At 71.7% G+C, this 26,070-nt stretch carries 27 protein-coding genes; 12 read left to right on the top strand and 15 right to left on the bottom strand.

What is annotated here, in order from left to right; genetic code table 11:
• Positions 1-19 precede the first annotated feature (19 nt).
• Positions 20-1,915, bottom strand: a complete 1,896-nt coding sequence (gene typA, locus ACAX67_RS13240) for a translational GTPase TypA (RefSeq protein ID WP_370704546.1) — start codon at positions 1,913-1,915, stop codon at positions 20-22.
• A 67-nt stretch (positions 1,916-1,982) separates the two neighbouring features.
• On the opposite strand from typA, the gene ACAX67_RS13235 reads away from it, so the two are divergent.
• Positions 1,983-2,672 carry an aspartate/glutamate racemase family protein gene (locus ACAX67_RS13235; protein WP_370704315.1) on the top strand — a complete coding sequence of 230 codons (690 nt, stop codon included), beginning with the start codon at positions 1,983-1,985 and terminating at the stop codon, positions 2,670-2,672.
• A gap of 3 nt (positions 2,673-2,675) precedes the next feature.
• Here ACAX67_RS13235 and ACAX67_RS13230 read toward each other — a convergent pair whose 3' ends face one another.
• A complete protein-coding gene (locus tag ACAX67_RS13230) occupies positions 2,676-3,428 on the bottom strand; it encodes an SDR family NAD(P)-dependent oxidoreductase (protein WP_370704314.1) in 753 nt (250 codons plus the stop codon).
• A gap of 89 nt (positions 3,429-3,517) precedes the next feature.
• Here ACAX67_RS13230 and mshA point away from each other — a divergent pair, with 89 nt between their 5' ends.
• Both mshA and ACAX67_RS13220 read left to right on the top strand, forming a co-directional pair.
• Positions 3,518-4,777 carry a D-inositol-3-phosphate glycosyltransferase gene (gene mshA / locus ACAX67_RS13225; protein ID WP_370704313.1) on the top strand — a complete coding sequence of 420 codons (1,260 nt, stop codon included), beginning with the start codon at positions 3,518-3,520 and terminating at the stop codon, positions 4,775-4,777.
• A 4-nt stretch (positions 4,778-4,781) separates the two neighbouring features.
• Positions 4,782-5,300 carry a type III secretion system chaperone family protein gene (locus ACAX67_RS13220; protein ID WP_370704312.1) on the top strand — a complete coding sequence of 173 codons (519 nt, stop codon included), beginning with the start codon at positions 4,782-4,784 and terminating at the stop codon, positions 5,298-5,300.
• A gap of 39 nt (positions 5,301-5,339) precedes the next feature.
• Here the strand turns inward: ACAX67_RS13220 and ACAX67_RS13215 are convergent, their stop codons facing one another.
• From ACAX67_RS13215 to ACAX67_RS13195, 5 genes are all read right to left on the bottom strand, one after another.
• Complete coding sequence (locus ACAX67_RS13215; RefSeq protein WP_370704311.1) at positions 5,340-6,419, bottom strand: trypsin-like serine peptidase; 1,080 nt, start codon at positions 6,417-6,419, stop codon at positions 5,340-5,342.
• Between the two features lie 204 nt (positions 6,420-6,623).
• Positions 6,624-7,697 carry a trypsin-like serine peptidase gene (locus tag ACAX67_RS13210; RefSeq protein WP_370704310.1) on the bottom strand — a complete coding sequence of 358 codons (1,074 nt, stop codon included), beginning with the start codon at positions 7,695-7,697 and terminating at the stop codon, positions 6,624-6,626.
• A gap of 158 nt (positions 7,698-7,855) precedes the next feature.
• A complete protein-coding gene (locus ACAX67_RS13205) occupies positions 7,856-8,815 on the bottom strand; it encodes a DMT family transporter (RefSeq protein ID WP_370704309.1) in 960 nt (319 codons plus the stop codon).
• Between the two features lie 58 nt (positions 8,816-8,873).
• A complete protein-coding gene (locus tag ACAX67_RS13200; protein ID WP_370704308.1) occupies positions 8,874-9,551 on the bottom strand; it encodes a response regulator in 678 nt (225 codons plus the stop codon).
• Positions 9,548-10,720 carry a sensor histidine kinase gene (locus ACAX67_RS13195; RefSeq protein WP_370704307.1) on the bottom strand — a complete coding sequence of 391 codons (1,173 nt, stop codon included), beginning with the start codon at positions 10,718-10,720 and terminating at the stop codon, positions 9,548-9,550. The genes ACAX67_RS13200 and ACAX67_RS13195 overlap by 4 nt, the downstream gene beginning before the upstream one ends.
• A 123-nt stretch (positions 10,721-10,843) precedes the next feature.
• On the opposite strand from ACAX67_RS13195, the gene phoU reads away from it, so the two are divergent.
• On the top strand, positions 10,844-11,503 hold the full coding sequence (gene phoU, locus ACAX67_RS13190) for a phosphate signaling complex protein PhoU (RefSeq protein ID WP_370704306.1): 660 nt from the start codon (positions 10,844-10,846) through the stop codon (positions 11,501-11,503).
• Here the strand turns inward: phoU and ACAX67_RS13185 are convergent.
• Positions 11,396-12,913 carry an MFS transporter gene (locus ACAX67_RS13185; RefSeq protein WP_370704305.1) on the bottom strand — a complete coding sequence of 506 codons (1,518 nt, stop codon included), beginning with the start codon at positions 12,911-12,913 and terminating at the stop codon, positions 11,396-11,398. The two genes, phoU and ACAX67_RS13185, sit on opposite strands and share 108 nt — an antisense overlap.
• Before the next feature lie 116 nt (positions 12,914-13,029).
• Here ACAX67_RS13185 and ACAX67_RS13180 point away from each other — a divergent pair, with 116 nt between their 5' ends.
• Complete coding sequence (locus ACAX67_RS13180; protein ID WP_370704304.1) at positions 13,030-13,584, top strand: TetR/AcrR family transcriptional regulator; 555 nt, start codon at positions 13,030-13,032, stop codon at positions 13,582-13,584.
• 4 nt (positions 13,585-13,588) lie between these two features.
• Here ACAX67_RS13180 and ACAX67_RS13175 read toward each other — a convergent pair whose 3' ends face one another.
• The 3 genes from ACAX67_RS13175 to ACAX67_RS13165 all read right to left on the bottom strand — a co-directional run bounded on the left by ACAX67_RS13175 (position 13,589) and on the right by ACAX67_RS13165 (position 15,967).
• Complete coding sequence (locus ACAX67_RS13175; protein ID WP_370704303.1) at positions 13,589-14,335, bottom strand: phosphoglyceromutase; 747 nt, start codon at positions 14,333-14,335, stop codon at positions 13,589-13,591.
• Positions 14,332-14,949, bottom strand: coding sequence for a copper chaperone PCu(A)C (locus tag ACAX67_RS13170; RefSeq protein WP_370704302.1), 618 nt, complete (start codon positions 14,947-14,949; stop codon positions 14,332-14,334). The genes ACAX67_RS13175 and ACAX67_RS13170 overlap by 4 nt, the downstream gene beginning before the upstream one ends.
• A 130-nt stretch (positions 14,950-15,079) precedes the next feature.
• Positions 15,080-15,967, bottom strand: coding sequence for a UbiA family prenyltransferase (locus ACAX67_RS13165; RefSeq protein WP_370704301.1), 888 nt, complete (start codon positions 15,965-15,967; stop codon positions 15,080-15,082).
• A gap of 223 nt (positions 15,968-16,190) precedes the next feature.
• Between ACAX67_RS13165 and ACAX67_RS13160 the strand changes: the two genes are divergently transcribed.
• Both ACAX67_RS13160 and ACAX67_RS13155 read left to right on the top strand, forming a co-directional pair.
• Complete coding sequence (locus ACAX67_RS13160; protein WP_109692364.1) at positions 16,191-16,676, top strand: CarD family transcriptional regulator; 486 nt, start codon at positions 16,191-16,193, stop codon at positions 16,674-16,676.
• An 87-nt stretch (positions 16,677-16,763) separates the two neighbouring features.
• Positions 16,764-17,342 carry a 2-C-methyl-D-erythritol 4-phosphate cytidylyltransferase gene (locus ACAX67_RS13155; protein ID WP_370704300.1) on the top strand — a complete coding sequence of 193 codons (579 nt, stop codon included), beginning with the start codon at positions 16,764-16,766 and terminating at the stop codon, positions 17,340-17,342.
• Between the two features lie 4 nt (positions 17,343-17,346).
• Here the strand turns inward: ACAX67_RS13155 and ACAX67_RS13150 are convergent, their stop codons facing one another.
• The gene (locus ACAX67_RS13150) at positions 17,347-18,024 is read right to left on the bottom strand and encodes an IspD/TarI family cytidylyltransferase (protein ID WP_370704299.1); all 678 of its coding nucleotides are present in this window, start codon (positions 18,022-18,024) and stop codon (positions 17,347-17,349) included.
• A 93-nt stretch (positions 18,025-18,117) separates the two neighbouring features.
• Here ACAX67_RS13150 and nirD point away from each other — a divergent pair, with 93 nt between their 5' ends.
• A complete protein-coding gene (gene nirD / locus ACAX67_RS13145; protein WP_370704298.1) occupies positions 18,118-18,483 on the top strand; it encodes a nitrite reductase small subunit NirD in 366 nt (121 codons plus the stop codon).
• An 18-nt stretch (positions 18,484-18,501) separates the two neighbouring features.
• On the opposite strand, the gene ACAX67_RS13140 is transcribed toward nirD, so the two are convergent.
• Both ACAX67_RS13140 and ispF read right to left on the bottom strand, forming a co-directional pair.
• Positions 18,502-19,419, bottom strand: a complete 918-nt coding sequence (locus ACAX67_RS13140) for an alpha/beta fold hydrolase (RefSeq protein WP_370704297.1) — start codon at positions 19,417-19,419, stop codon at positions 18,502-18,504.
• Positions 19,416-19,946 (bottom strand): 2-C-methyl-D-erythritol 2,4-cyclodiphosphate synthase, encoded by a 531-nt coding sequence (gene ispF / locus ACAX67_RS13135; protein WP_370704296.1) that lies wholly within the window; start codon positions 19,944-19,946, stop codon positions 19,416-19,418. Before ispF ends, ACAX67_RS13140 begins: the two co-directional genes overlap by 4 nt.
• 31 nt (positions 19,947-19,977) lie before the next feature.
• On the opposite strand from ispF, the gene ACAX67_RS13130 reads away from it, so the two are divergent.
• Together ACAX67_RS13130 and ACAX67_RS13125 are read left to right on the top strand one after the other, a co-directional pair.
• Positions 19,978-21,513 (top strand): molybdopterin-dependent oxidoreductase, encoded by a 1,536-nt coding sequence (locus tag ACAX67_RS13130; RefSeq protein ID WP_370704295.1) that lies wholly within the window; start codon positions 19,978-19,980, stop codon positions 21,511-21,513.
• On the top strand, positions 21,510-22,265 hold the full coding sequence (locus ACAX67_RS13125; RefSeq protein WP_370704294.1) for an SDR family NAD(P)-dependent oxidoreductase: 756 nt from the start codon (positions 21,510-21,512) through the stop codon (positions 22,263-22,265). Before ACAX67_RS13130 ends, ACAX67_RS13125 begins: the two co-directional genes overlap by 4 nt.
• Before the next feature lie 2 nt (positions 22,266-22,267).
• Here the strand turns inward: ACAX67_RS13125 and ACAX67_RS13120 are convergent, their stop codons facing one another.
• The gene (locus tag ACAX67_RS13120) at positions 22,268-23,524 is read right to left on the bottom strand and encodes a C39 family peptidase (RefSeq protein WP_370704293.1); all 1,257 of its coding nucleotides are present in this window, start codon (positions 23,522-23,524) and stop codon (positions 22,268-22,270) included.
• Positions 23,525-23,606: 82 nt separating this feature from the next.
• Between ACAX67_RS13120 and cysS the strand changes: the two genes are divergently transcribed.
• Positions 23,607-25,031, top strand: coding sequence for a cysteine--tRNA ligase (gene cysS, locus ACAX67_RS13115; RefSeq protein WP_370704292.1), 1,425 nt, complete (start codon positions 23,607-23,609; stop codon positions 25,029-25,031).
• A gap of 63 nt (positions 25,032-25,094) precedes the next feature.
• Positions 25,095-26,069 carry a 23S rRNA (guanosine(2251)-2'-O)-methyltransferase RlmB gene (gene rlmB, locus ACAX67_RS13110; protein WP_370704291.1) on the top strand — a complete coding sequence of 325 codons (975 nt, stop codon included), beginning with the start codon at positions 25,095-25,097 and terminating at the stop codon, positions 26,067-26,069.
• The last annotated feature ends 1 nt before the right edge of the window (position 26,070 follow it).

The raw sequence follows: 26,070 nt of genomic DNA, 5'->3' as shown, positions 1-26,070 counted from the left end.
ACCGTCGCGGGGGTGGGACCTAGCGGGTGCCCTTGCGTGCCCGGCTGGCCATCTTCGCGCGCTCGTTCTGGTCGAGGACGACCTTGCGGATCCGCACGGTCTCGGGCGTGATCTCGACGCACTCGTCCTCGCGGCAGAACTCCAGGCACTGCTCGAGCGAGAGCTTGCGCGGCGGGATGAGCTTCTCGAAGTTGTCGGAGGTGGCGGACCGGATGTTGGTCTGCTGCTTCTCCTTGGTGATGTTGACGTCCATGTCGTCGGCGCGGGAGTTCTCGCCGACGATCATGCCCTCGTAGACCTCGGTGCTCGGCTCGACGAACATGATCCCGCGCTCCTGCAGCGACGTCATGGCGTAGGCCGTGGCGGCACCGGAGCGGTCGGCGACGAGGGAGCCCGACGCGCGCGAGCGGATCTCGCCGGCCCACGGGTGGTAGCCCTCGGAGATGTGGTGGGCGATGCCCGTGCCGCGGGTCTCGGTGAGGAAGTCGGTGCGGAAGCCGATCAGGCCGCGAGCAGGGACGACGAAGTCCATCCGCACCCAGCCGGTGCCGTGGTTGGTCATGCCCTCCATCCGGCCCTTGCGGTTGGCGAGCAGCTCGGTGATGGTGCCGAGGAACTCCTCGGGGGCGTCGATGGTGAGACGCTCGAACGGCTCGTGCAGCTTGCCGTCGATCTCGCGGGTGACCACCTGCGGCTTGCCGACCGTGAGCTCGTAGCCCTCGCGACGCATCTGCTCGACCAGGATGGCCAGCGCCAGCTCGCCGCGGCCCTGGACCTCCCACGCGTCGGGGCGCTCGGTCGGGAGCACGCGGAGCGAGACGTTGCCGACGAGCTCGGAGTCGAGGCGGTCCTTGACCAGGCGCGCGGTGACCTTGTGGCCCTTGCCGCCCTTGCCGACGAGCGGGCTCGTGTTGGTGCCGATCGTCATCGAGATGGCGGGCTCGTCGACGTGGATCAGCGGCAGGGCGACCGGGTTGTCCGGGTCGGCCAGCGTCTCGCCGATCGTGATCTCCGGGATGCCGGCGACCGCGACGATGTCGCCCGGACCGGCGCTCTCGCCGGGCTTGCGCTCGAGGCCCTCGGTGATGAGGAGCTCGGTGATCTTGACGTTCTTGATGCCGCCGTCGCGCTGCATCCACGCGACCTGCTGGCCCTTCTTCAGGGTGCCCTGCTTGATGCGGAGCAGGGCCAGGCGACCGAGGAAGGGGGAGGCGTCGAGGTTCGTGACGTGGGCCTGGAGGGGGGCCTGGTCGTCGTACTCCGGCGCGGGGATGGTCTCCAGGATCGTCCGGAAGAGCGGCTCGAGGTCGCTGCCCTCGGGGAGGGTGCCGTTGGCGGGCTTCTCCAGCGAGGCGATGCCGGCCTTGCCGGAGGCGAAGACCACCGGGAAGTCGAGGGCGTCCTGGCTGTGGTTCTCGTCGAGGAGGTCCATGAAGAGCTCGTAGGTCTCGTCGACGACCTCGTCGATGCGCGCGTCGCCACGGTCGGTCTTGTTGACGACCAGGATCACGGGCATGTCGGCGTTGAGCGCCTTGCGGAGCACGAACCGGGTCTGGGGGAGCGGACCCTCGGAGGCGTCGACGAGCAGCACGATGCCGTCGACCATGGACAGGCCGCGCTCGACCTCGCCGCCGAAGTCGGCGTGACCCGGGGTGTCGATGATGTTGATCGTCATGTCGCCGTCGGCGAGCTCCTGCGCGGAGGGGCCGCGGTAGTGCACCGCGGTGTTCTTCGCGAGGATCGTGATGCCCTTCTCGCGCTCCAGGTCGCCGGAGTCCATGACCCGCTCTGCCACGCCCTCGGCCTGGTGGGCGCTGAAGGCGCCCGCCTGGTGGAGCATCGCGTCGACCAGCGTGGTCTTCCCGTGGTCGACGTGGGCCACGATGGCCACGTTGCGCAGGTCGGTTCGCTTCATCTCAGACACGAGGGGTCAGCCTATCCGCGCAACGCCGTGGACCCAGCATCGTGAGAGACTGCGGGCCATGCAGACGATCGGCCTCGTCGGGGGCATGAGCTGGGAGAGCAGCGCCGCTTACTACGAGCTGCTCAACCGTGGTGTCGAGGCCCGCATGGGGGGTCTCCACTCCGCGAGGTCCGTGATGGCGTCGGTGGAGTTCGCCCAGGTCACCGCCCTGCAGGAGGCCGAGGACTGGGACGGCGTCGCCCAGATCCTGGCCGACGCGGCCCGGTCCGTCGAGCGGGCGGGCGCGGAATTCCTGATGCTCTGCACGACCACCTTCCACCGCGTCGCCGAGCAGGTCGAGGCGGCCATCGACATCCCGGTGCTGCACCTCGCCGACGTGGTCGCCGAGGCCGCGAAGGCCCAGGGCGTCGAGGTGATCGCCCTGATCGGCACCCGGTTCGCGATGAGCCGCACGTTCTTCACCGAGCGGATCGCGCGCCACGGGCTGGAGGTGGTGGTCCCCGGCGTCGAGCACCACGACGAGATCAACCGGATCATCTACGAGGAGCTCGTCCACGGAAAGGTCGTCGACGACTCCCGGAAGTACGTCGTCGACCTGATCGACGAGCTGTGGGACAACGGCGCCGGCGGGGTCATCCTCGGCTGCTCGGAGCTGGAGCTGCTGGTCAAGCAGGCCGACTCCAACCTGCCGGTCTTCCCCTGCACGACCCTGCATGTCGGCGCGGCACTGGACCGCGCACTCGCCTGAGGCCTACTCCTGGACCCGGTGCACCTTGTGCTGGGCGGCCTGGGCGCGTGGCCGGAGGACGAGCTCGTCGATGTTGACGTGGGCGGGCCGGGTCGCGACCCACGTGATCGCGTCGGCGACGTCGTCGGCGGTGAGGGGCTCGGCCACGCCCGCGTAGACGGCGTCGGCCCGCTCCTGGTCGCCCCCGAACCGGACCAGCGCGAACTCGTCGGTGCGCACCATGCCCGGTGCGACCTCGCACACCCGCACCGGCTGGTCGTAGAGCTCCAGGCGGAGCGTCTCGGTGACCACCTTGGTGCCGTGCTTCGCGGCCGTGTAGCCCCCGCCGCCCTCGTAGGCGACGCGACCCGCGGTGGACCCGACGTTGACGATCACCCCGGCGCCGCTCGCGAGCAGGGCGGGCAGCAGCGCCCGGGTCACCTGCATCAGGCCGATCACGTTGACGTCGTACATCCGGCGCCACTCGTCGGTGTCGGCCTGGGCCACGGGCGAGGCACCGAAGGCGCCGCCGGCGTTGTTGACGAGCAGGTCGAGCCGGTCGCCCACGGCCTCGGCCAGCGCGGCGACCGCGGCGGCGTCGGTGACGTCGCAGACGACGGCCCGGCCGCCGACCTCCTCGGCGAGGGCCTCGATGCGGTCCCGGCGGCGCGCCACGCACACGACGGCGTAGCCCTCCGCGGCGAGGCGCCGCGCCGTCGCGGCCCCGATCCCGCTCGACGCTCCCGTCACGACCGCCTGCCGTTGGGTAGTGCTCATGGGGAAAGTTTGGCAGCCCGGGGAATGCACCGTGATCGGCACCGGTTGCAACGCTTCGGGGCAGTCCCGACGTCGCCGTGGAGGTGTGCATGACCGAGATCCGCCGGATGGCGATGATCAGCCTGCACACCTCGCCGCTCGACCAGCCCGGCACCGGGGACGCGGGCGGCATGAACGTCTACGTCGTCGAGGTCGCCCGCCGGCTGGCACAGCGCGGCATCGAGGTCGACATCTTCACCCGGGCCACGACGAGCATGCTGGAGCCGGTCGTGCGGATGGCCGACGGCGTCGAGGTCCGCAACGTCCACGCCGGCCCGTTCGAGGGCCTCACCAAGGACGAGCTTCCCGGCCAGCTGTGCGTCTTCGCCCGCGAGGTGCTGCGCGCCGAGGCGGCCCAGCCGCTCGGCCACTACGACGTCGTCCACTCCCACTACTGGCTCTCCGGGCAGGTCGGAGCGCTGGCGAGCGACCGGTGGGGGGTCCCGCTCGTCCACTCCATGCACACGATGGCGAAGGTGAAGAACGCGGCCCTCGCCGAGGGGGACACCCCCGAGCCCACCGCCCGCCTGATCGGGGAGGACCAGGTCGTCGAGGCCTCCGACCTGCTGATCGCCAACACCACGCTCGAGGCGCGCCAGCTCGTCGACCTCTACGACGCCGACCCCGACCGCGTCGCCGTGGTCCACCCCGGCGTCGACGACACCGTCTTCCGGCCGCAGGACCAGGCAGCCGCCCGCGCCGCCCGGGGCATCGCCCCCGACGCGCTCGTGCTGCTCTTCGCCGGCCGGATCCAGCCCCTGAAGGCTCCCGACGTGCTGCTCCACGCGACCGCCGAGCTGCTCCGGCTGCGCCCCGAGCTCCGTCGGCGCCTGGTCGTGCCGGTCGTCGGCGGTCCTTCGGGCAGCGGCCTCGAGCGGCCGACCGCGCTGGCCAACCTGGCCGACGAGCTCGGCATCACCGACGTCGTGCGGTTCGTGCCGCCGGTGCCGCAGCACGAGCTGGCGGGGTGGTACGCCGCGGCGTCCGTGGTCGCCGTACCGTCCTACAACGAGTCGTTCGGGCTGGTGGCGGTCGAGGCCCAGGCCTCGGGCGCGCCGGTGGTCGCCGCCGCGGTCGGCGGGCTCACCACCGTCGTGCGGCACGGGCGCAGCGGACTCCTGGTCGACACCCACGACCCCCGCGACTGGGCGCGCGCGCTGGAGCCGGTGCTGCTCGACGATGCCTATCGCGACCAACTGGCCGAGGGCGCGGTCAAGCAGGCCCAGGCCTTCTCCTGGGACGAGACCGCGGCCCGGACCCTCGCCGCCTACCACCGCGCGGCCCGCGTGCGCGAGGCGATGGCAGGCTAGGAGCGTGTGCGCTCCCGACCCCGCCCCCGACCCCGCTGCCGTCGTACGCCAGCACCTCGTCGACAACGAGATCGACCACGAGGAGCCGCGCGAGGGCGTCTTCACGCTCTCGCTGCCCGGGGAGCGCAAGCAGCAGACCCCCGTCCGCCTCGACATCGGACCGCACGCGCTCGGCGTGCACGCGTTCGTGTGCCGGCGCCCCGACGAGCAGTTCGAGCGCGTCTATCGCTGGCTGCTCGAGCGCAACATGCGGATGTACGCCGTCGCCTTCGCCCTCGACCAGCACGGCGACATCTACCTGGACGCCCGCCTGCCGCTCGCCGCGATCACGCCCGACGAGCTCGACCGGCTCCTCGGGTCGGTGCTGACCTACGCCGACGAGTCCTTCAACTCCATCCTCGAGCTCGGCTTCGAGACCTCGATCCGCAAGGAGTGGGAGTGGCGGATCTCGCGGGGGGAGTCGACCCGCAACCTCGAGGCGTTCCGCGGGTGGCTGGAGACCGACGACGAGACGGGGCCGTGACCTGGTGGTCACGACCCCGCCTGGTCGGTCGGTGAGCGATCAGCAGTTGCCGACAGCTGCCGCGCACCTGTTGCTGAAGATGGTCGTCCACCGGGAGTCGAGGTTCGACGCGCCGAGGACCAGGGCCGAGCCCCCGTCGGTGTAGCCGTAGGACGTCACGGCCACGACGGCGTTGCGGGTCGTGGAGCTGCCGGTCGGAGCCGCGCTGAGGGGGTTGCCGAAGTTCTCCACCCACGGCCCGCCGCTCGAGCCGCCGGTCATGTCGGAGCCGTACTCGACCGCGTTGGAGCCCGAGGTGCCCGGCGGGACCCGGTGGTCGCTCGTGTCGACGCGCTGCATGATGTTGCAGGAGTCGAAGTTGCACGGGTAGCCGAGCATCGTCACCGCGGTGTCAGCGAGGTGGTTCGTGACCGAGACGAACTTGCCCGCCTTCTTGAAGAGCGGGATCGCGGGAGCGCCGTTGAAGGACTGGTCGGCGAAGACGATGGCGGCGAAGTCGGTGTCGTTCGGCAGCGATCCGCCCGTGTCGATCCAGTTCAACGGGACCTCGGCGCTCGCCCACGTCCAGGTGCCGAGCGGCCGCTGGGTGGCGAGGGTCGGCTTGGACCCGTCGTAGCCTGGGATGAACACCCAGTTGGTGTAGAAGCCGCCTCCGTAGACGCAGTGCGCAGCGGTGATGACGATGCGCTTGGCGATGATGCTGCCGGAGCACTGGAAGTCGCCGACGCCGGGCTCGGTGAAGAAGATCTTTCCGACCGAGCGGTACGGCGCGGCGAGGTTGGCGGTCTGGGGCGTGATCCGGGACCGGGTGAAGTCCAGGTTCGAGGTGCCATGGGACATGTCGGAGGCGTCCGTGCGGACGAGTGACACCTCCTCGGCCGCGCTCATCTTGGCCCTGGTCCAGTAGGCCTTGGTCGCGTCGGGATTGCGGTTGGTGGTGACCGTGTTGGCCGGCGCGGAGGCCACGGGCGTCTGGTGCTTGGGCTGCGGCTTGGGCGCCGCGCCGCTGGAGACGTTGGTGCTCAGCTGGGAGACGCCGAGGATGGTAGCGATGGTGAGCAGTGCTGTCACGAGAGGTACGAGCCAGCGCTTGGCGGGGCTCGACTGCGGATCTGACATGCGTTGTCCTTGGCTCGCGACCCGCGGAAACGGGCCGGTTCGAACGCGCTCACGGTCCGGGGGCGCGTGGCCGGGAGAGATCCCCCTGTCGTCTGCGATCGTCCCTTCCGGCGAGGACATCTGTCCGCCGTTCGGGAAAAGTAAAACGCCGAAGCGGGGCCGTGACCTCCGGTCACGACCCCGCCAGGGTTGTTCAGCGCGCGGTCAGCAGTTGCCGGTCGCCGCGGCGCAGCTGGCGTTGTAGATGGTGGTGAAGTCGCCGTTGAGCTGCGACGCGCCCTGGACCTCCGAGGCGCCGCTGTCGGTGTAGCCGTAGGACGTCACCGCGACGACGGTGTTGCGGACCTTCCAGCCACCGGTCGGAAGGGCGCCGATGCCGAAGTTCTCCAGCCAGGGGCCGCCGCTCGAGCCGCCGGTCATGTCCGAGCCGTACTCGTACGCGTTCGCGCCCGAGGTGCCCGGCGGGATCCGGTGGTCGCTGGTGTCGACGCGCTGCATGATGTTGCAGCTGTCGAAGTTGCACGGGTAGCCGAGCATCGTCACCGCGGTGTCGAAGAGGTGACCCGTGGCGAAGGCGTACTTGCCGACGACGTCGGCGACCGACTTCACGCTGCCGCTGACCGACTGGTCGTTGAGGACCAGGACGGCGAAGTCCGTCGCGTTGGGCAGCGAGCCGTTCGTGGTGATCCAGTTGGTCGGGACCTGGCCGCGGGCCCACGTCCACGTGCCGTACGGACGCTGCTGGGCGAGCGTGGGCCGCGAGCCGTCGTAGCCGGGGATGAACGTCCAGTTGGTGTAGAAGCCGCCGTTGCCGTAGAGGCAGTGGGCGGCGGTGATGATCATCCGCTTGGCGATGACGCTGGCGGAGCACTGGAAGTCGCCGATGCCGGGCTCGGTGAAGAACAGCTTGCCGGTCGCCCTGTACGGCGTCGCGGTGTTGCCGGTCTGCGGGGAGATCCGCGAACGGGTGAAGTCCAGCCCCGAGGTTCCGTAGGACTGGTCCTGGGCGTCGGTGCGGTTGGGCAGGAACGCCTTGGCGTGCTCGGTGCGCGCCGCCGTCCAGTAGCCCTTGGTCGCGGCCTTGTTCGTGTTCACGACGAAGTTCTTGCTGGGCGCTGCAGTGGTCTGCAACGAGGACGACGTCGCCGGCTTGGCGGCGGCGCCGGAGTTGAAGTTCGCGCCGAGCTGCGCGACGCCGACCATGGCGCCGAGCGTCAGTGCCACCGTGGCGAGCGGCACGAGCCGCTTGCGGAACGTGCGGGTCTTCTGGGCATGCATCGTTAACCCCCTTCAGAGGTCGGACAGGACGACCGGCCGCAGAGAGGGCCGATCGCTACCGAGTGGTGATGGGGCAGGTGCCCCGACAACCAGACTGGACCTGTCCGGAGGCGCTGCCATTGGCCTCCTGGATGAAACAAACCCTCCGTCAGGATGTATCAGGGAGGGGTGCCGGGTCCGACGGCTGCCGGAGGTGCCAGATCGTCACCGTCAGCGGTGACGGGCATCGCGGCGCGCGGCCTGCTGCGCCGGGCGATCGCGACCCCGACGAGGGCGAGTGCGCCGCCGACGTACGCGACCGCCGGTGGTGCCTCGCCGAGGAAGACCAGCGCCATCACGATCGTCAGCGGCGGCACCAGGTAGGTCGTCACGCCGAGCGAGGAGGCCGTCATGTGCCGCAGGGCATAGGCGTACGTCGTGAAGGCGAGCGCGGTGGGGAACACGCCGAGGTAGACCACCCACCACAGCGAGGAGGCGGGCGCGTCGGCGGCCTGGTCGACGAGTGCGGGGGCGAACGGCAGGCAGGTCGCGGCGCCGATCACGCACGCCAGCCATGTGACGTGGACGGCCGAGAGGTCGGCGACCAGCGGCTTCTGCAGGATCAGGCTGACGGAGTAGGTGATCGCGGAGACCAGGCAGAGCAGGGCGCCGAGCAGCACCTTGCTCGAGTCGGTGCTGCCGTCGCCCGACCCGGACACGCCGATCAGCGCGACACCGGCGAACGCGACCAGGAGGCCGATCACCAGCGGCACCGTGAAGCGCTCGCCGAGGAAGGCGGCGGCCAGGACGGCGACGAGCACCGGCGAGACCTGGAGCAGCATCGCCGCGGTGCCGGCATCGACCCACACCTCGCCCTGGTTGAGCGCGAGGTGGTAGATCGCGAACCACAGCACGCCGATCACGACCAGCGAGGCCCACTGGCGACCGGTGGGCCGGGGCAGTCCGGAGCGCAGCGCGAAGACGCCGAGGGCCACCGCGCCGGTGCCCTGGCGCGCGAGGGTCAGCGGCCCGGCCGAGAAGTCGTGGCCGAGGTGGCGGATCGCGACGAACGCCGAGGCCCACAGCACCAGGGTCGTCGCGACGGCGAGAAGGGGCAGGGCCGGGCGGGGGGACGTCACGCGGATGACGCTACGGGGCGGCGCCGACGCCGGTCGCGCGGTTTTCGGACGCGGGAGGCTAGACGTCCAGCTTGTAGCCGAGTCCGCGCACGGTGACGAGATACTTCGGCTCGCTCGGCTCGGGCTCGAGCTTCGCGCGCAGCCGCTTCACGTGGACGTCGAGCGTCTTCGTGTCGCCGACGTAGTCGGAGCCCCACACCCGGTCGATGAGCTGGCCACGGGTCAGCACCCGGCCCGGGTTGCGGAGGAACATCTCGAGGAGCTCGAACTCCTTCAGCGGCAGCCGTTGCTCCTGGCCGTCCACGGTGACGACGTGGCGTTCGACGTCCATCCGCACCGGGCCGGCCTCGAGGGTGTCGGGCATCAGGTCGGCCTCGGAACCCCGCCGCAGGACCGCGCGGATGCGGGCGACCAGCTCCCGCGGGGAGTAGGGCTTGGTGACGTAGTCGTCGGCGCCGAGCTCGAGGCCGACCACCTTGTCGACCTCGTCGTCCTTGGCGCTCACCATGATGACCGGCACGTTGGACGTCTGTCGGATGGTGCGGCAGACCTCGGTGCCGGGGATGCCCGGCAGCATGAGGTCGAGCAGCACGATGTCGGCACCGTTGCGGTCGAACTCCGTCAGCGCGGCGTTGCCGTCGGCGGCGATGGCCACCTCGAAGCCTTCCTTGCGGAGCATGTAGGCGAGCGCGTCGCTGTAGCTCTCTTCGTCCTCGACGACGAGTACCCGGGTCACGGGCGTTCCTCCTGGTCTGGTGGGGCGACGAGGGACGCGTGTCCCTCGTCGTCGACAAGATGGTGGGGGAGGGTGAGGGTGAACGTCGACCCCTGTCCCTCCTCCGACCACACGCGGACGTCACCGCCGTGGGTGGCGGCGACGTGCTTCACGATCGACAGCCCGAGCCCGGTGCCGCCCGTGGAGCGGTGGCGCGCGGGGTCGACGCGGTAGAACCGCTCGAAGATCCGGTCGATCTCCTGCTGGGGGATGCCGATGCCCTGGTCGACGACCGAGATCTCGACGTACCCCTCGACGACCTTCGTCGTCACGAGCACCTTCGACCCGGGATCGGAGTAGTGGACCGCGTTGGCCACGAGGTTGGCGACGGCGGCGGTCACCTGCTCCTCGTTGCCCAGCACGGCGATGCGGGGCTGGCCCTCGACCAGCACCTTGATGTCCTTGGCGCCGGCGTCCATGGCGCTGGTGTCGACCGCGCCGGCGATCACGCGGTCGAGGTCGACCGTCTCGGGTGACTCCAGCGGCTCGTCGCCCTGCAGCCGGGACAGCTCGATGACCTGTTGCACCAGGTGGGTGAGCCGGTCGCTCTCGGTGAGCATCCGGTTGGAGAAGCGGTGCACCGCCTCGGGGTCGTCGGCGGCGTCCTGCACGGCCTCGGCGAGCAGCTTGATCGCGCCGACGGGCGTCTTCAGCTCGTGGCTCACGTTGGCCACGAAGTCGCGTCGTACGGCCTCGATCCGGCGCTCCCGGGTGCGGTCCTCGACCAGGGCGAGGACCAGCCGGCTGCCGAGCGGCGCCACGCGCGCGCTGACGTTGCGGGGCGGACCGTTGGGGCGGGTGACGATCAGCTCGGTCTCGCGGATCTGGCCGTCGCGACGCACCTCGCACACGAGGTTGCCCAGCTCCTCGGAGACCAGCGTGGTGCCGCGCACGAATCCCATCGCGAAGGCGGGCGCCGACGCCTTCACCACGACGTCGCTGTCGTCGATGACCACCGCGCTGCTGCGCAGCACCGAGAGCACGGTCGCCACGCCGGGTGGGACGAGGGGCTCCTCCGTGGGCGGCAGGCGGTGCTGCTGGCGGTCCGAGAGGTGCCACGCCAGCACCGCGCCGCCCGCCACGAGGGAACCGAGCAGCCCGGCGAGGAGCGCCTGCGTCGTCGGATCCACGATCGTGATCGTACGGCGGCCCGGACCCCGCCCCGCGAATCGCGGACACCGGGCTTCGCAGTGTTCATCCCACGTTCACCGGGACCCACCAGTTGGACAACTCGCCGTCCTACGGTCGGCCCCATGCGCGACGCCTACACCGAAGAGCTGGAGTCGATCCTCGAGGACCTCGCCGGCATCTGCCGCCGGGTGGAGACCTCCGTCGGACTCGCCACCGCCGCCCTGATGAACGGCGACGCCGCCGTCGCGGAGCGCGTGATCAGCGACGACGCGGAGATCGACCGCGCGCGCGAGCGCGTGGAGGAGACGGCCTTCAACCTGCTGCTCCTGCAGCAGCCCGTGGCCGGAGACCTGCGGACCGTCGTGGCCGCCCTCCGCATGGTGAGCGAGCTCGAGCGGATGGGCGACCTCTCGGTGCACGTCGCGAAGGTCGCCCGCCTCCGCGTGCCCGACGTCGCCGTGCCGGCCGAGATCCGACCGACCATCGCCCAGATGGCGGCGGTGGCCGAGGACATGGTCAGCCGGGTCTCGAAGGTGATCGTCGACCGCGACGTGGAGGCCGCCATCGCCCTCGGCAAGGACGACGAGGAGATGGACGGCCTCCGGCGCCGCAGCTTCGCGGAGCTGTTGTCCGACGACTGGACCCACGGGGTCGAGGCGGCGGTCGACGTCGCGCTACTCGGCCGCTACTACGAGCGCATCGCCGACCACGCGGTCTCCGTCGCCAACCGCATCGTGTTCGTCGTCACGGGTCACCCGGCGAGCGCTCTGGCCGAGCAGTAGGCCCGGGCGCCGGACGACGAGCGTCGCCGCACTGAGGAGCGCGATGGCGGCGATCACCACGGCGGCGTCCAGTCCCGCGTGGGCGCCGGCCAGGAAGTCGCCGGGCACCGAGTGCGAGGCGTAGACCGACGCGATCACGGCGAGGCCGACGGCGCCACCCAGCTGCTGCATGGTCTGCAGCAGGCCGGAGGCGGCTCCGGCATGCTCGGGCTCGACGTCCTTGAGGGCCAGCGAGGTGATCGGCATGAAGCTGCCACCCATGCTCAGGCCCATCACCAGCAGGGCCGGGAAGACCGTCCAGTAGCCGGTGCCGGGCTCGATGCGGCTGAGCCACACGAAGCTGGCCACCACGCCGGTCGCCCCGACCAGGATGATGGGCGCCTGCTGGAAGCGGGCCACCAGGCGCGGGGTGATCCGCGACATCGTGAACACGCTCAGCGGGATCGGGAGGAACGCGAAGCCGGTCTGCAGGGGCCCGTAGCCGAGGTAGTCCTCGAAGTACTGGACCATCAGGAAGAACGTGGCGAGCATGCCGCCGTACAGGCCGGCCATCGTCACGAGCGTCGCCATCCGGGTGCGGCTGCGGAGCAGGCCCAGGCGCAGGAGCGGGTGGCTGTGTCGCGCCTCGGTGACGAGGAGCACGACGACCAGCGTGGCCGCGAGCACGAGCCCCAGCACGGTCGGGGCCGATGCCCAGCCGTGCTCCGGAGCCTTGATCAGGGTCCAGACGAGAGCGACCGCAGCGCCGGTGGCGGTGACGGCGCCGACGACGTCGAAGCGGCCGGGTCGGCGGGGGGTGTCGGCGACGTACTGCCGGACGGTGAGGAGCACCGCGAGTCCGATCGGGACGTTGATGAAGAGCGTCCAGCGCCACGACAGCAGGTCCGTGAGGACGCCGCCGAGCAGCATGCCGAGCGCAGCGCCGCCGGAGGAGACGGCCGTGAAGAGGGCGAGCCCGCGGTTGCGGGCCGCCTCGTCGGGCGCGCTGGTGGTGATGAGCGCGAGCACGGACGGCGCCGCGATGGCGGCGCCGACGCCCTGGAGGGCGCGGGCGCCGATCAGCATCCAGGGCTCGGTGGCCAGGCCGCCGAGCAGGGAGAAGACGGTGAAGACGGCGAGGCCGATCCAGAAGACGGTGAGCCGGCCGAGCACGTCGCCGAGCCGTCCGCCGAGCAGGAGCAGCCCGCCGAAGGTGAGGGCGTAGCTGTTGAGGACCCACGAGAGCGACGCGGGACCGAAGTGGAGGTCGGCGGCGATGTGGGGAAGCCCGACGTTCATCACGGCGGAGTCGAGCACCAGCATCAGCTGCGCCAGCAGCACGATGTAGAGGCCGGTGGTCCCGGTCGTCACCGTGCGGACGGTGGTCCGCGGCTCGGTGGCGAGGGTGGAGGGGGTGGTCTGAGTGGTCAAGAGCGATCGGTCCTGTTCTGGCCGGGTCGGCCGAGGTACGATGAGCGGAGGATGACTCCGGTTAGTCTCAACGATACGGAGGGTGTCTCCGTTTAGCAAGGGAAAAGGTGATTTCGGTGCGGGCTGACGCTGTGCGCAACCGCGAGCGGCTCGCCGACATCGCGCGCCAGCTCTTCCGCGAGAAGGGCTACGACGCCGTGACGATGGACGAGGTCGCCAAGACCGCGGGCGTCGGCGTGGGCACGCTCTACCGCCACTTCCCGACGAAGGAGTCGCTCTACGACGCCGCCATCCAGGCGTGGGTCGAGACGGTGACCGCGGCTGCCGAGAAGGCCCTCGCCGGCGAGGGCAGCCCCCGCGACCGGCTGCTCGCCTGGTTCGATGCGTACGTCGAGTTCCTGACCCGGCACAAGGGCGCGGCCTGGCGGATCACCTCCGCCCTCGGCGACGAGGGTTCGCCGTTCGCCGCGAAGTGCCGGACCTACCTCACGGCCAACCAGCGCGTCATCGACACGCTGGCCGCCGAGGGCGCGATGCGCTCCGACGTCGACGCGATGCAGCTGTGCCGCCTGGTCGGCGGCGTGGCGGCGGTGGTGGACAACAGCGAGCTGGAGCCCGAGGCGGCGCGCTCGATGCTCACCGTCGTGGCCGACGGCGTGCTGGCGGGCTAGCGGCTCACCGGCCCTGGTTGGCCACGGCGGCTGCAGCGGCCGCGGCGGCCTCGGGGTCGAGGTAGCGACCGCCGGCGGTGACCGGCTGCAGCGTGTCCTCGTCGAGCTCGTAGACCAGTGGCATGCCGGTGGGGATGTTGAGCGCCGCGATGTCCTCGTCGCTGATGCCGTCGAGGTGCTTCACGATCGCGCGCAGGCTGTTGCCGTGGGCGGCGACCAGGACGGTGTGGCCGCCCTTCAGGTCGGCGACGATGTCGGACTCCCAGTAGGGGAGCAGCCTCGCGATGACGTCCTTCAGGCACTCCGTGCGCGGCATCTCCTCGCCGAGGTCCGCGTAGCGCGGGTCGCCGACCTGGGAGTTCGGGTCGTCGTCGGCCAGCGGCGGCGGGGGTACGTCGAAGGACCGCCGCCAGAGCATGAACTGCTCCTCGCCGTACTCCTCGCGGACCTGGGCCTTGTCCTTGCCCTGCAGCGCGCCGTAGTGGCGCTCGTTGAGGCGCCACGAGCGGCGGACCGGGATCCAGTGCCGGTCGGCGGCGTCGAGGGCGAGCGCGGCGGTGTTGATCGCGCGCCGCTGCAGGCTCGTGTGCACCACCGTGGGCAGCAGCCCGGCGGCGACGAGCTGCTCACCGCCGCGGACCGCCTCGGCGCGGCCCTTGTCGGTCAGCTGGACGTCGACCCAGCCGGTGAAGAGGTTCTTCGCGTTCCACTCGCTCTCGCCGTGACGGAGCAGGACGAGCGTGTGGCTCATTCCTCGCCCTCGGGCGACGGCGTCGGGTGGTCGCACAGGTAGGTGTCGTCGGTCTCGGACTCCGCCGAGTCCGACTCGGCGGTCGCGTCGGCCGAGGGCGAGGCGCTCTCGCTGCCGGCGGCGACCTCGAACTCGGGCGCGATGATCTCGGAGTACTGCCGGCAGGGCTTGACCACGGGCACGTCGACCGCGGCGGACTCGCCGGTGCTGAAGGTCAGGACCAGGGGGATGACGTCGCCCGCGGTGAAGTCGCCCTCGAGGGCGATCGGAGTGACGTCGTCGCCTGCGAGGTTGATGCCCTCGCCCTGGGCCACCTCGATGTCCGACACGGTGACGTCGTGCGACAGGTCGGCGCCGGTCACCTTCGTCAGCTGTGCGGGCTTGTCGGCGTCGTTGTCGTTGTAGACCAGCGACCCGATCAGGCGGCCCTGGCCGTCGCTCCACGCGACCACCCGGGCGCCGAGGACGTCGACCTGGTTGTCCCGGTTGTTCACGCCGGCCGCGATGGTGTTCACCCGGTCGGTCGGGGCGTCGAACCCGCAGGACGTCAGGGTGGCGGCCAGGGGCAGCAGCACCGCGACGAGAGCGGTCGCGGTCGAGCGTCGGTGGTGCATTTCGGCGGGCCTCCGCACAATCATCAGGACACGGTCGGGTGCTCACAGGGAGCGGGCAGCACTCTAGTGCCTCCTCGTCACCGGGCTGCGCCGCGGTCCGGACACCGTCCGCCGCACGGCACCCGGCAGCTCACCGGGTGAGGCCGTCGCGGGCGCCGAAGACGCCCAGGAGGACGACGATGACGACCGTGTAGAAGGTCGCGAGGGCGAGCAGTCGGGTGGCGCCGAGCTTGAGGCCCAGCTTGAGCGGCAGGTAGGTCCACCCGTCCTCGTGGTCGGAGACCAGGCCCCACACCGCGCGCATGAAGTGCACGCCGATGCCGAGCAGCGCGGCCAGCACCGTGATGGAGGTCTGGGGCGGGTCGCCGACGGTCTGGCCGCCCCATCCTCCGTAGGACAGGTAGGCGGGGAGCATGGCGAACGACGCCGCCCAGGTCACCCACGAGAGGAAGCCCGTGCGCAGCATGACGTTGCCGAGCATGCCGATGCAGACGGAGACCAGGTAGATGCCACCCGCCGTGATGCCGGTGGTGATCGACAGCGGCACGAGGATCAGCGCGGCGACGACGATGGCGTACCAGGCCGACCCGGGATCGAGCCGGCCGTCGGCGATCGGCTTGCCGGTCGCGTGGTGGGCCGCGTCGCGCTCCCGGTCGACGATGTCGTTGTGCCAGCCGAGGATCGCCTGGCCGACGAGCACGGTCAGCGCGATCACGCCGACCTCGCGGGCCGGCCGGTCGGTCAGGATCGCGACGCCGCCCATGGCGAGCGCGGTGACCAGCGCCTGCTTGGTGTGCGCGGCCTGCAACAGCAGGACGGGGGTCCACCGGACCCGGTCGACCAGGCGCCGCGGGGGCGCGTCGGCGTACGCCTCGTCCTCCTCGTCCTCGAGGTCGTCCTCGAGGTCGTCCTCGAGGTCGTCCTCGTGGTCGTCCTCGGCGTCGTCGGCGGGGTCCTCGTCGAGCGCCGGCTCCTCCACCAGGTCCCCCGGAGCCTGCTCCTCACGCTGCTCTCCCATGGCCAGCAGTATTGACCACCTGCCGTCGCCGTGCAGCCGCACCGCTGAGTGTCGTGTCGGCGAATCCCGCTCAACCACGGCGTTCCTGGCCTCCATGTGAGGTTGCCCACCACACGATCTGCGGTCTGTCAAGCCCGCGATTGCCGCCCTGACCTGCGCAAACGCTTTCTGAGGGCAGCCTGAGACGTGATAAGATGAAGGCCTAGGAAGGGGTTCATCACATATGACTTTCACCGTCGGCGAAACGGTCGTCTATCCCAATCACGGGGCCGCTGTCATCGAGGACATCGAGATGCGGACAATCAAGGGAGAGGAGCGGCAGTACCTCGTTCTTCGGATCGTAGCCCAGCAGGACCTGGTGGTTCGGGTCCCGGCCTGCAACCTGGACCTGGTCGGAGTGCGTGACGTCGTCGACAAGGAGGGTCTGGACCGTGTGTTCGGCGTCCTCCGTGCCGAGCACGTCGAGGAGCCGACCAACTGGTCGCGCCGCTACAAGGCCAACCTCGAGAAGCTGCACAGCGGCGACGTCATGAAGGTCGCCGAGGTCGTGCGCGACCTGTGGCGCCGCGAGCGCGACCGCGGCCTGTCGGCCGGCGAGAAGCGGATGCTCGCCAAGGCGCGGCAGATCCTGGTCTCCGAGCTGGCGCTCGCCGAGCACACCAACGAGGACAAGGCCGAGACGATCCTCGACGAGGTCCTCGCGAGCTGATCTCGATCGCTTGACGGTGCCCCTGCCCTCCGGGCCGGGGCACCGTCGCATTTCGGCGACCCCGATCCCGCCCTCTACGGTGGCGTCGTGGACGTGGAGACGTGGGACGACGAGGCCGGCGAGCCGATGCGCGCCGTCGGCTACGTGGTCGACGAGGACCGTGGGTCGCTTCCCTACCGGCTCGTCCACGGTGAGGCGCTGGTCGCGGCCGCTGCCTGGGCGATGGGCGAGGCAGGGATCGACCTGGTCGACGTGACCGTGCCCTGGCACGTCGTCGCCGACCTCGGGCGGCCCGTCGTGCTCCACGACCCGCTGTGCCCGATGACACCGCCGGACTTCATCGCCTCCTGCGTGCGGGCCGCGGCGGCCCGCGACGTGGTGGTCGTGGGCGTGCGGCCCGTGACCGACACCGTCAAGGAGGCGGCGGACGGCCGGCTCGGCGCGACCGTCGACCGTGACCGCCTGGCCGCCCTGGCCTCACCGGTCGTCCTTCCGGCCCGGGTGGTCGCCGCCCTGGGCTCGCGGCCCGAGCCGGATCTCCTCGCGCTCGTCGAGCGGCTCCGCTCGTCGGGTCCGGTCGAGCTGGTCGAGGCACCGCCGGCGGCACGCCGGGTCGCCTCGGACGAGGACCTCCGGGTCCTCGAGGCGCTCACCGACCCGCGCTGACGGCTCAGCGCAGGCGCGAGGCCGTGACGAGGTCCTCGGCGTAGGTGATCTTGAGATTGGCCGGCGTCGACGGCACCGCCTCGATGACCGTCTCGGCGCGGTAGCGCTCCAGGCAGGCCGCCGTGTCGGTGCCCTCGAAGCCCTCGTCCGCGGCCGCGCGGTAGGCCTCGAGGAGCGGGCCGGCCCGGAACGCCTGGGGCGTCTGCACCCCGACCAGGCCAGGGGAGAGAGCCGTGTCGGCGTCACGGGGGATCAGCCCCGGCAGCGCCACCACGGGTACGGCGCCGCCGTGCTCGCGCGCCGCGGCGATCGTGCGCTCGAAGAGGTCCGCGGGGGCGAGGGCGCGCGCTCCGTCGTGGATCACCACGACGTCGACCTCGCCGGCCTCGATGCGGGGCGCGAGCACCTGCAGGGCCGCCTGCTCCGACGCGTGCCGCGTGGCGCCGCCCGCGACGAGCAGCACGTCGCGATCGCCCAGGTGGGGCCCGACCGCGGCGGCGACCGCGTCCTCCTCCCCGGGTCGGTGGACGACGACCACGGCCTCGACGTCGCCGAGCGCGAGCGCCGTGAGGACGGAGTGGGCGAGCACGGGGAGCCCGTCGAGGTCGAGCAGGACCTTGTTGACGTGGGCGCCGACGCGCGACCCGCTGCCGGCTCCCAGGATCACCACGGCGGCGGACATGCTGCGCAGCGTACCGGCGGGGTGAGCGAGGGTTTTCACCGCTGTAACACGACGAAACGGCCGCGTGAACTCCCCGCGCCTAGCGTCGCGGCCATGGTGATCGGGTCCTCGGGCGAGGAGTGGCAGCCGGTGTGCCGGCTGGTCGAGCTCGAGGTCGACCGCGGCGTGACGGCGCTGGTGCACGGGCAGGCGATCGCGATCTTCCGCACGCCCGACGACGCGGTGTACGCCCTCGGCAACCACGACCCGTTCGGGCGGGCCGCCGCGGGAGGCATCGCCAAGGGCATCGTGGGGCGTCGCGGCGAAGTGCCCTTCGTGGCGTCGCCGGCCCATCGACACGGCTTCGACCTGCGCACCGGCCGCTGCCTCGACGACAGCCACATCGCGGTGCCTGCCTACGCCGTCCAGGTCGTCGAGGGCGTCGTGATGGTCGGGTCGCGGAAGGTCGACGCCGCCTAGCCTCCGCCGAGGCCGGTCCTAGCCCGCCGCGCGCTCCTCGTGGCCCGCCCGTGCGAGGGCGCCGTCGACCAGCGCGCACAGCTCCTCGCTGACCACCTCGCGTCGCTCGAAGGGCAGGTAGTGGCCGGCGTCGGGCGCGACCACGAGGTGCGCCCCGCTGATGCCGTTGGCCAGTGCACGGGCGTGGCTGGGCGGAGTGAGCAGGTCGCGGGAGCCGACGAGGACCACGGTGGGGATGTCGGCGAAGCGAGCGAGGTTGCCCACGCGGTCGTGGGTCATCATGTCGCGGAAGAAGCCCGACCAGGTCTCCGGTGCGCAGTGGATCATCTGGTCGACCACGTGCCCGACGTCGCGCGGGCGCTTCGGGTCGCCGAAGAGGAAGCGCCGCGCGATCGACCGCTCGATGATGGGGAACCGCTGGCGGCGCGACCTGCTCAGCATCCGGGCGCGCGTCGCGAGCACGAACGGCAGCCGGTCGCGCAGGAGCGGCCCCATCTCGGGCAGGCCGAGCGTCACCGTGCGCAGGTCGCCGCACGACGTCGACACGAGGGCGATGCCGGCGAGCCGGTCGAGGAGCTCGGGACACTCCTCGGGGATCGCCGTGATCGTCATGCCGCCGACCGAGTGGCCGGCGATGACGAGCAGGCCGTCAGGGGCGAAGGTCTCCGCGACGGCGCCGAGGTCGCGCGCCAGGTTGGGGATCGTGCAGTCCCGCTCGGGCGTCGGGTCGCTCTGCCCGTGGCCGCGGTGGTCCCAGGTGATCACCCGCACCCGGTGGCCGAAGCGGGACAGCAGGTCGGCGACCTGGTAGTGCCAGTCGGACTCGTCGGCCGTCCAGCAGTGCGACAGCAGCACGCTGACAGGGGCGTCGTCGGGGCCGTGCACGGTCACGTGGAGTCGCAGGCCGTCGTACGTCGTGAGCGAGGTGGTGGTCATCGGGTCTCCTCCTGTCCGGTGGGTACGGCGTGCACGAGCGCCGTCGCGATCGCGGCCACGCCCTCGCCCCGCCCGGTGAGGCCGAGGCCGTCGGTGGTGGTCGCCGACACCGAGACCGGCGCGCCGACCGCCGCGGAGAGGGCCGCCTCCGCGTCGGTGCGGCGTGCACCGAGACGCGGCCGGTTGCCGATCACCTGCACGGCGACGTTGCCGACCTCGAAGCCGGCGGCCCGCACCCGGCGTACGGTCTCCGCGAGCAGGGCGACGCCGGCGGCGCCGGCCCAGGCAGGATCGGACGTGCCGAAGTTGCTGCCGAGATCGCCCAGCCCCGCCGCCGACAGCAGGGCGTCGCACGCCGCGTGGGCGGCGACGTCGGCGTCGGAGTGACCCTCCAGCGTCTCGCTCTCGTCGGGCCAGCTCAGGCCCGCCAGCTGCAGCGGGGGAGCGTCCGTCGGGCGCGGCACGAGACGGTGCACGTCGGTGCCGATGCCGGTGCGGATCGAGCCCGGTTGGGGCGGTTGGTTCACGCGCCGATCATGCCTGAGTCACAATCAGTGCGTGAGGACGTCCCGAACCTGGTGGTGGCTGTCCGGCGTGATCGTCGGCGCCCTCGGTCTCGGGGTGAGCTATCTGGTCGCCGGCCTGCTCCGCGTGCGGGCGTCGCCGGCGGTCGCCGTCGGCGAGGGCGTGCGCGACCTGACGCCCGACGGCATCGTGCACTGGGCGATCGAGACCTTCCGGAGCCACGACAAGCTGGCGCTGTTCGTCGGGATGTTCGTGATCCTGACCCTGGTCTTCGCCGGGCTCGGCTGGCTGGCGCGCACCCGCTGGTGGTTGACGGTCACCGGCTACGTCGTGCTCGGCGTCGTCGCGTCGGTCGCGGTGATGTCCGAGCCCGCCTCGACGACGACGGAGATGGTGCCGGTCGTCGCCGGGTTCGTCACCTGGCTGATCGGCCTGGCCGTGATGGCCGGCTGGCTGCGGCGCTGGGAGCTCGTGGAAGCCTCCGACGACGCGGCCGGCGACCCCACGCACAGCCGTCGCAGCTTCTTCCTCGCCGCCGGTGCCGTCGCCGGGATCGCCGTGCTGTCGGGTGTGCTCGGCAAGCTGGCGGGCTTCCAGCGCGCGGCCGTCGACCGCGACCGGCGCCTGCTGCGCGTGGAGGACGCGACGAAGCCCGTGCAGCCGCGCGGCGTGAAGGTCGACGTCGACGGCGTGCCCGCCTGGCAGACCTCGGCCGACGACTTCTACCTGATCGACACCGCCTTCGTGAAGCCCGCCATCCGGCCGCGCGACTGGCAGCTGCGCATCCACGGCATGGTCGACCGCGAGCTGACGCTCAGCTTCGACGACCTCATCGGGATGGAGATCACCGAGGACTGGATCACGCTCAACTGCGTGTCCAACGAGGTCGGCGGCAACCTCATCGGCAACGCGTGGTGGAGCGGAGTGCGGCTCGCGGGGATCCTCGCCCAGCTCGGCATCCAGGACGGTGCCGACGCCGTGCTGCAGACCTCCGACGACGGCTGGACCTGCGGCACCCCGCTGGAGGCGCTGACGGACGAGCGCAGCGCGATGCTGGCCGTCTACATGAACGGCGAGCCGCTCACGATCGAGCACGGCTTCCCGGTGCGCACGATCGTCCCCGGGCTCTACGGCTACGTGTCCGCGTGCAAGTGGGTGGTCGACATGGAGGTCACGAAGTTCGACCGGATCGACGCCTACTGGACCGACCGCGGCTGGTCGGAGCAGGGGCCGGTCAAGATCGCCTCGCGGATCGACGTGCCCGACGGCGGGGCCGACGTCGAGACCGGCACCCTCGTCTGCGCGGGCTCGGCGTGGAAGCAGCACACCGGCATCGAGCGCGTCGAGGTCTCCCTCGACGGCGGTGCCTGGACCTCGGCCACCCTCGGGCGGGTGCCCAGCGACGACACCTGGGTCCAGTGGCGGGCCGAGGTCGACGTCGACGACGGGGACCACCAGCTGCGGGTCCGGGCGATCGGCAAGGACGGTGACGTGCAGACGGGCGTGGAGCACGACGTCCTGCCCGACGGTGCCACGGGCTGGCACACGGTCGAGTTCAGCGCCCGATGAGCGCGACGAGCAGTGGCCCGGCCGACTTCGCCGGGCTGGGGGGCGGCGCCCTCGTCGTGGGCGGGTCGGGCGGACTCGGCCACGCCATCGCCGAGATGCTGATCGCCCGCGGTGCGCGGGTGGCGGTGACGCATCGGACGCGTCCGTCGCAGGTGGGCGAGGCGTCGTACGCCGTCGACCTGACCGACCGTCGCGAGGTGGGCCGCGTCGTCGACCAGGCGGTGGCCGACCTCCGCGGCCTGCACACGGTGGTCTACGCGGCGGGGCCGCACGTGCCGATGGTCCACCTCTCGCGGGTGGAGCCGGACACGATGGCCGAGCAGCTCGCAGTCGACGCGGCCGGGTTCTTCGCCGTCGCGCACGCAGCGCTGCCGGCGCTGCGGTCCTCGGCCGGATCGCTGGTCGCGGTCACCACGGCGGCGACGGCGCGCTTCCCGGTGCGCGACGGGCTGTCGTCCGCGCCGAAGGCGGCGGTCGAGGCGATGGTGCGCGGGCTCGCGGCGGAGGAGGGACGGTTCGGCGTGCGGGTGAACGCGGTCGGACCGGGCATGCTCACCGACGGCATGGCCGAGCGGCTGATCTCCTCCGGTGAGCTCGACGACGCGGCGCTCGAGATCACCCGCAACAACATCCCGCTGCGCCGGTTCGGCAACGCCGGCGACATCGCCGAGGCGGTCTGCTTCCTCGCCTCCCCGCGCGCCGGGTTCATCACCGGCCAGAAGCTCGACGTCGACGGCGGCTACGCCGTCTGACCTCACCAGTTGGTGGCGGCCCGCGGATCGGGGAGCGGGTGGGCGGCGTCGGTGATGACGTAGGCGAGGCCGCCGGAGGCGTCCAGCCACACGCGCTCGAACTGGGCGCGGTCGTAGGTGCGGCGGACGTGGCGGCGGTCGCTGGAGGCCGGGTCGTTGACGACCACGTTGCCGTTGTCGCGCACGCCGACGATCACGAGGAGGTGGCCGTCGGAGGCGCTGATCGGGGCGCCGTCGAGCTCGCCGGGCCCGAAGGCGATCGACGCGACGACCGGGATGCCGGCTGCGAGGAGCTCCTCGGCCTCGCGCACCGACCGCAGCCGGGTGACGAACGCCTTGCCGGCCAGCGGGGCGGCGTACGCGGTGTTGAACGGCCAGTTGCCGGTGCCGTCGTAGGCGTGGTCGTAGGTCATCCGCGCCGCGTGGTCGACCCACGGGTCGACGTGGCCGGCGGGCACCCAGGCGTAGCGCCGGGCCGGCGGCAGCGCGTCGTAGTAGGCCAGCACCATCGAGGTCGACGTGGGGGAGCACCAGGCCTCACCGCCGCCGCCCCACTGCGGGTAGTGGCCGCGGTGCGCCATCTGGGAGAAGCGCGGCACCGGCAGCACGACGCCGCGCGCCGGCCCGGCCTGGGACGTCGGCCCGGCGGTGCTCGGGACACGCGAGGTCATCACGGTCGCGAGGTCGAGGCGCGGGCGGTACGACGCACCGGCCCGCCGCGCGAGCCGGACCCGGAGCTGGAAGGCCGGCAGTCCCGGCGTACGCCAGGTGTCGACCGCGACGCTGGTGCCGTCGTCGCCCTGGCCGGAGTCGGTCGAGCGCTGGAGGTAGCGGTCGCCGGAGGCCCAGCGACCGATCGTGTCCCACGTGGTCCGGTCGCTGCCGTCGCGGCCGCGGACCTCGATCTCGATCCAGCTGTCCTTCGGCGTGGTCGCCGACCACGACGCGACCAGCTCGGTGTAGTCGAAGCCCGTCGTCACCCACGGCGAGGTCCAGCGGGCGACGTCGTAGCTGCGCCCGGCGGCCGTCGCGCTCCTGACCGCCGAGTCGAAGACGAGGTCGCCCCCGTCGACGGCGGTGCCCGCCGTCTCGCCCTTGCGCCACTGGCGTGCGGTGTCCCAGCGCGAGAGCTCGATCTGCCGGTCGCTGGTGGCGGCCAGGACCACCGCGGAGCCGTCGGGCGCGTCGGTCGCACTGCAGGCGGTCAGCCCGGCAAGGGGGAGGACGCTGGCGAGGCCCGCGGCGAGGGAACGGCGCATGAGCTCCACGGTAAGTCACACCCGTCACTCCTGTCACACGCTGGATTCGGGTGGACCGGCCGCTCGTCCCTAGACTGGCCGGGTGACCTTCAGGCTCTACGACACCGCGACCCGCGAAGTCCGTGACTTCGTGCCCCTCGAGGAGGGCAAAGCGGGTCTCTACGTCTGCGGTCTGACGGTCCAGAGCGAGCCGCACGTGGGCCACGTGCGCTCCGGTGTGAACTTCGACGTGCTCCAGCGCTGGCTGCGCCACCAGGGGTACGACGTCACGTTCATCCGCAACGTGACCGACATCGACGACAAGATCCTGACGAAGTCGGCCGAGCAGGGACGTCCCTGGTACAACCTCGCCTACGCGATGCACCGGGAGCTGGACAAGGCCTACGCCGCGCTCAACGTCGCGCCGCCGACCTACGAGCCGGCCGCGACCGGGCACGTGCCGGAGATGGTCGAGCTGATCAGCGACCTGATCGGCAAGGGCCACGCCTACCCGGCCGAGGACGGCTCCGGCGACGTCTACTTCGACGTGAGGTCGTGGCCGTCGTACGGCGAGCTGACCCACCAGGGCATCGACGACATGGAGCCCGCCGGCGACGCCGACCCGCGCGGCAAGCGGGACCCGCGCGACTTCGCGCTATGGAAGGGCTGGAAGAAGGACTCCGAGCCGGAGACCGCGGCCTGGCCGTCCCCGTGGGGTCCGGGTCGTCCCGGCTGGCACATCGAGTGCTCCGCGATGGCCGGCAAGTACCTTGGTCCGGCGTTCGACATCCACGGCGGCGGCGTCGACCTGCGCTTCCCCCACCACGAGAACGAGCAGGCCCAGTCGCGCGCAGCAGGGCGCCCGTTCGCGACGTACTGGATGCACAACGCCTGGATCACCACCGCCGGCGAGAAGATGAGCAAGTCGCTCGGCAACTCGCTGACCATCCCCAACGTGCTGGAGAAGTACCGCGGCATCGAGCTGCGCTACTACCTCGTGGCCGCGCACTACCGCAGCCACGTGGAGTTCTCCTTCGACGCGCTCGACGAGGCGGCCGTCGGGTTCCGGCGGATCGAGAACTTCCTGGAGCGCTCGGCGCGCGCGATGACGCCGGGCGAGCACGGCGTCAGCTACGCCCTGCCGCGGGCGTTCGCGGATGCGATGGACGACGACCTCGGCACCCCGGGAGCCGTCGCTGTCCTGCACGACACCGTGCGCGAGGGCAATCGCTTGCTGGACGCCGGCGACGCCGAAGAGGCGTTCGTACGTCGCGCAGAGGTGCGCCGGATGCTCGACGTGCTCGGGCTCGACCCGAGCGACCCCGCCTGGACCGACGGCGGCGCCGGGTCGGGCGACGACAAGCTGAAGGGAGCCGTCGACGTCCTCGTCGCCGGCCTCCTCGAGGAGCGCGCCGCCGCGCGCGAGGCGAAGGACTGGGCGCGCGCGGACGCGATCCGCGACCAGATCAAGCAGGCTGGCATCGAGGTGGAGGACACCCCCGACGGTCCGAAGTGGACAGTGAGCTGATGCCAGGCGTCTCGAGACGGTCGCTGCGCGACCTCCTCGACCAACGAGGAAGAGGACACTGACGTGCCCGGAAATTCGTCCCGCAAGGGCGCGATCCGCAAGACCAGCAAGAAGCCCACGGCCGGCTCCGGCGGGCGGGTGCGACGCGGCCTCGAGGGCAAGAAGGCGACCCCTCGGGCCGAGGACCGGGAGTACCACAAGGCGCACAAGGCCAAGCAGGCCAAGGAGGCGGCGGCCAAGAAGACCGCCGCCCGACGCGGGGGCCCCCGTCGTCGGCCGGGCGACGCGGAGTGGATCGCCGGACGCAACTCGGTGGTCGAGGCGCTGCGCGAACGGGTCCCGATCAGCGCCGTCTACGTGGCTGAGGGGACCGATCGCGACGGCCGCCTGCGCGAGGCGTTCAAGCTCTGCGCCGACCACGGTGTCGCGCTGCTCGAGGTGAGCCGCAGCGAGCTCGACCGGCAGACCCAGGGTGCGGTGCACCAGGGGCTCGCGGCCAAGATCCCGCCCTACGAGTACGCCCACCCCGACGACCTGATCGCCGCGGCCGAGGAGATGGGCGAGAAGCCACTGATCGTGGTGCTCGACGCGGTGACCGACCCGCGCAACCTGGGTGCGGTCGTGCGCAGCGCGGCCGGGTTCGGCGCGCACGGCGTGGTCATCCCCGAGCGGCGCGCGGCCTCGATGACGGCGTCGGCCTGGAAGACCTCCGCCGGCGCCGCGGCCCGCATCCCGGTGGCGCAGACGGTCAACCTGACCCGTCAGCTCAAGGCCTACCAGGACGCCGGGTGCTTCGTCGTCGGGCTGGCGGCCGACGGCGACCTGACCCTCCCGGAGCTCGTCGCCGACGCCGACCTCGCGGGCGGCCCGCTCGTGGTGGTGGTCGGCTCGGAGGGTGACGGCCTGCACCGTCTCGTGGCCGAGACGTGCGACCGGCTGGTGTCGATCCCGATGGCCGGGGTGCTCGAGTCCCTCAACGCCGGTGTGGCGGCCTCGGTCGCGCTCTACGCGATCGCCGACTTCCGCGCGAGGCAGTAGT

This window comes from Nocardioides candidus, from assembly GCF_041321175.1.
In the GTDB taxonomy this organism is placed as follows: domain Bacteria; phylum Actinomycetota; class Actinomycetes; order Propionibacteriales; family Nocardioidaceae; genus Nocardioides.
The sequence above is the reverse complement of the archived record's forward strand: the minus strand, read 5'-3'. Positions and strand labels throughout refer to the sequence as shown.

What these genes read in the sequence shown, in the direction of transcription:
- typA (WP_370704546.1), bottom strand. Translation starts at nt 1,915, where the DNA reads ATGAAGCGAACCGACCTGCGCAACGTGGCCATCGTGGCCCACGTCGAC.
- ACAX67_RS13235 (WP_370704315.1), top strand. Translation starts at nt 1,983, where the DNA reads ATGCAGACGATCGGCCTCGTCGGGGGCATGAGCTGGGAGAGCAGCGCC.
- ACAX67_RS13230 (WP_370704314.1), bottom strand. Translation starts at nt 3,428, where the DNA reads ATGAGCACTACCCAACGGCAGGCGGTCGTGACGGGAGCGTCGAGCGGG.
- mshA (WP_370704313.1), top strand. Translation starts at nt 3,518, where the DNA reads ATGACCGAGATCCGCCGGATGGCGATGATCAGCCTGCACACCTCGCCG.
- ACAX67_RS13215 (WP_370704311.1), bottom strand. Translation starts at nt 6,419, where the DNA reads ATGTCAGATCCGCAGTCGAGCCCCGCCAAGCGCTGGCTCGTACCTCTC.
- ACAX67_RS13210 (WP_370704310.1), bottom strand. Translation starts at nt 7,697, where the DNA reads ATGCATGCCCAGAAGACCCGCACGTTCCGCAAGCGGCTCGTGCCGCTC.
- phoU (WP_370704306.1), top strand. Translation starts at nt 10,844, where the DNA reads ATGCGCGACGCCTACACCGAAGAGCTGGAGTCGATCCTCGAGGACCTC.
- ACAX67_RS13175 (WP_370704303.1), bottom strand. Translation starts at nt 14,335, where the DNA reads ATGAGCCACACGCTCGTCCTGCTCCGTCACGGCGAGAGCGAGTGGAAC.
- ACAX67_RS13170 (WP_370704302.1), bottom strand. Translation starts at nt 14,949, where the DNA reads ATGCACCACCGACGCTCGACCGCGACCGCTCTCGTCGCGGTGCTGCTG.
- ACAX67_RS13165 (WP_370704301.1), bottom strand. Translation starts at nt 15,967, where the DNA reads ATGGGAGAGCAGCGTGAGGAGCAGGCTCCGGGGGACCTGGTGGAGGAG.
- ACAX67_RS13160 (WP_109692364.1), top strand. Translation starts at nt 16,191, where the DNA reads ATGACTTTCACCGTCGGCGAAACGGTCGTCTATCCCAATCACGGGGCC.
- ACAX67_RS13150 (WP_370704299.1), bottom strand. Translation starts at nt 18,024, where the DNA reads ATGTCCGCCGCCGTGGTGATCCTGGGAGCCGGCAGCGGGTCGCGCGTC.
- nirD (WP_370704298.1), top strand. Translation starts at nt 18,118, where the DNA reads ATGGTGATCGGGTCCTCGGGCGAGGAGTGGCAGCCGGTGTGCCGGCTG.
- ACAX67_RS13140 (WP_370704297.1), bottom strand. Translation starts at nt 19,419, where the DNA reads ATGACCACCACCTCGCTCACGACGTACGACGGCCTGCGACTCCACGTG.
- ACAX67_RS13125 (WP_370704294.1), top strand. Translation starts at nt 21,510, where the DNA reads ATGAGCGCGACGAGCAGTGGCCCGGCCGACTTCGCCGGGCTGGGGGGC.
- ACAX67_RS13120 (WP_370704293.1), bottom strand. Translation starts at nt 23,524, where the DNA reads ATGCGCCGTTCCCTCGCCGCGGGCCTCGCCAGCGTCCTCCCCCTTGCC.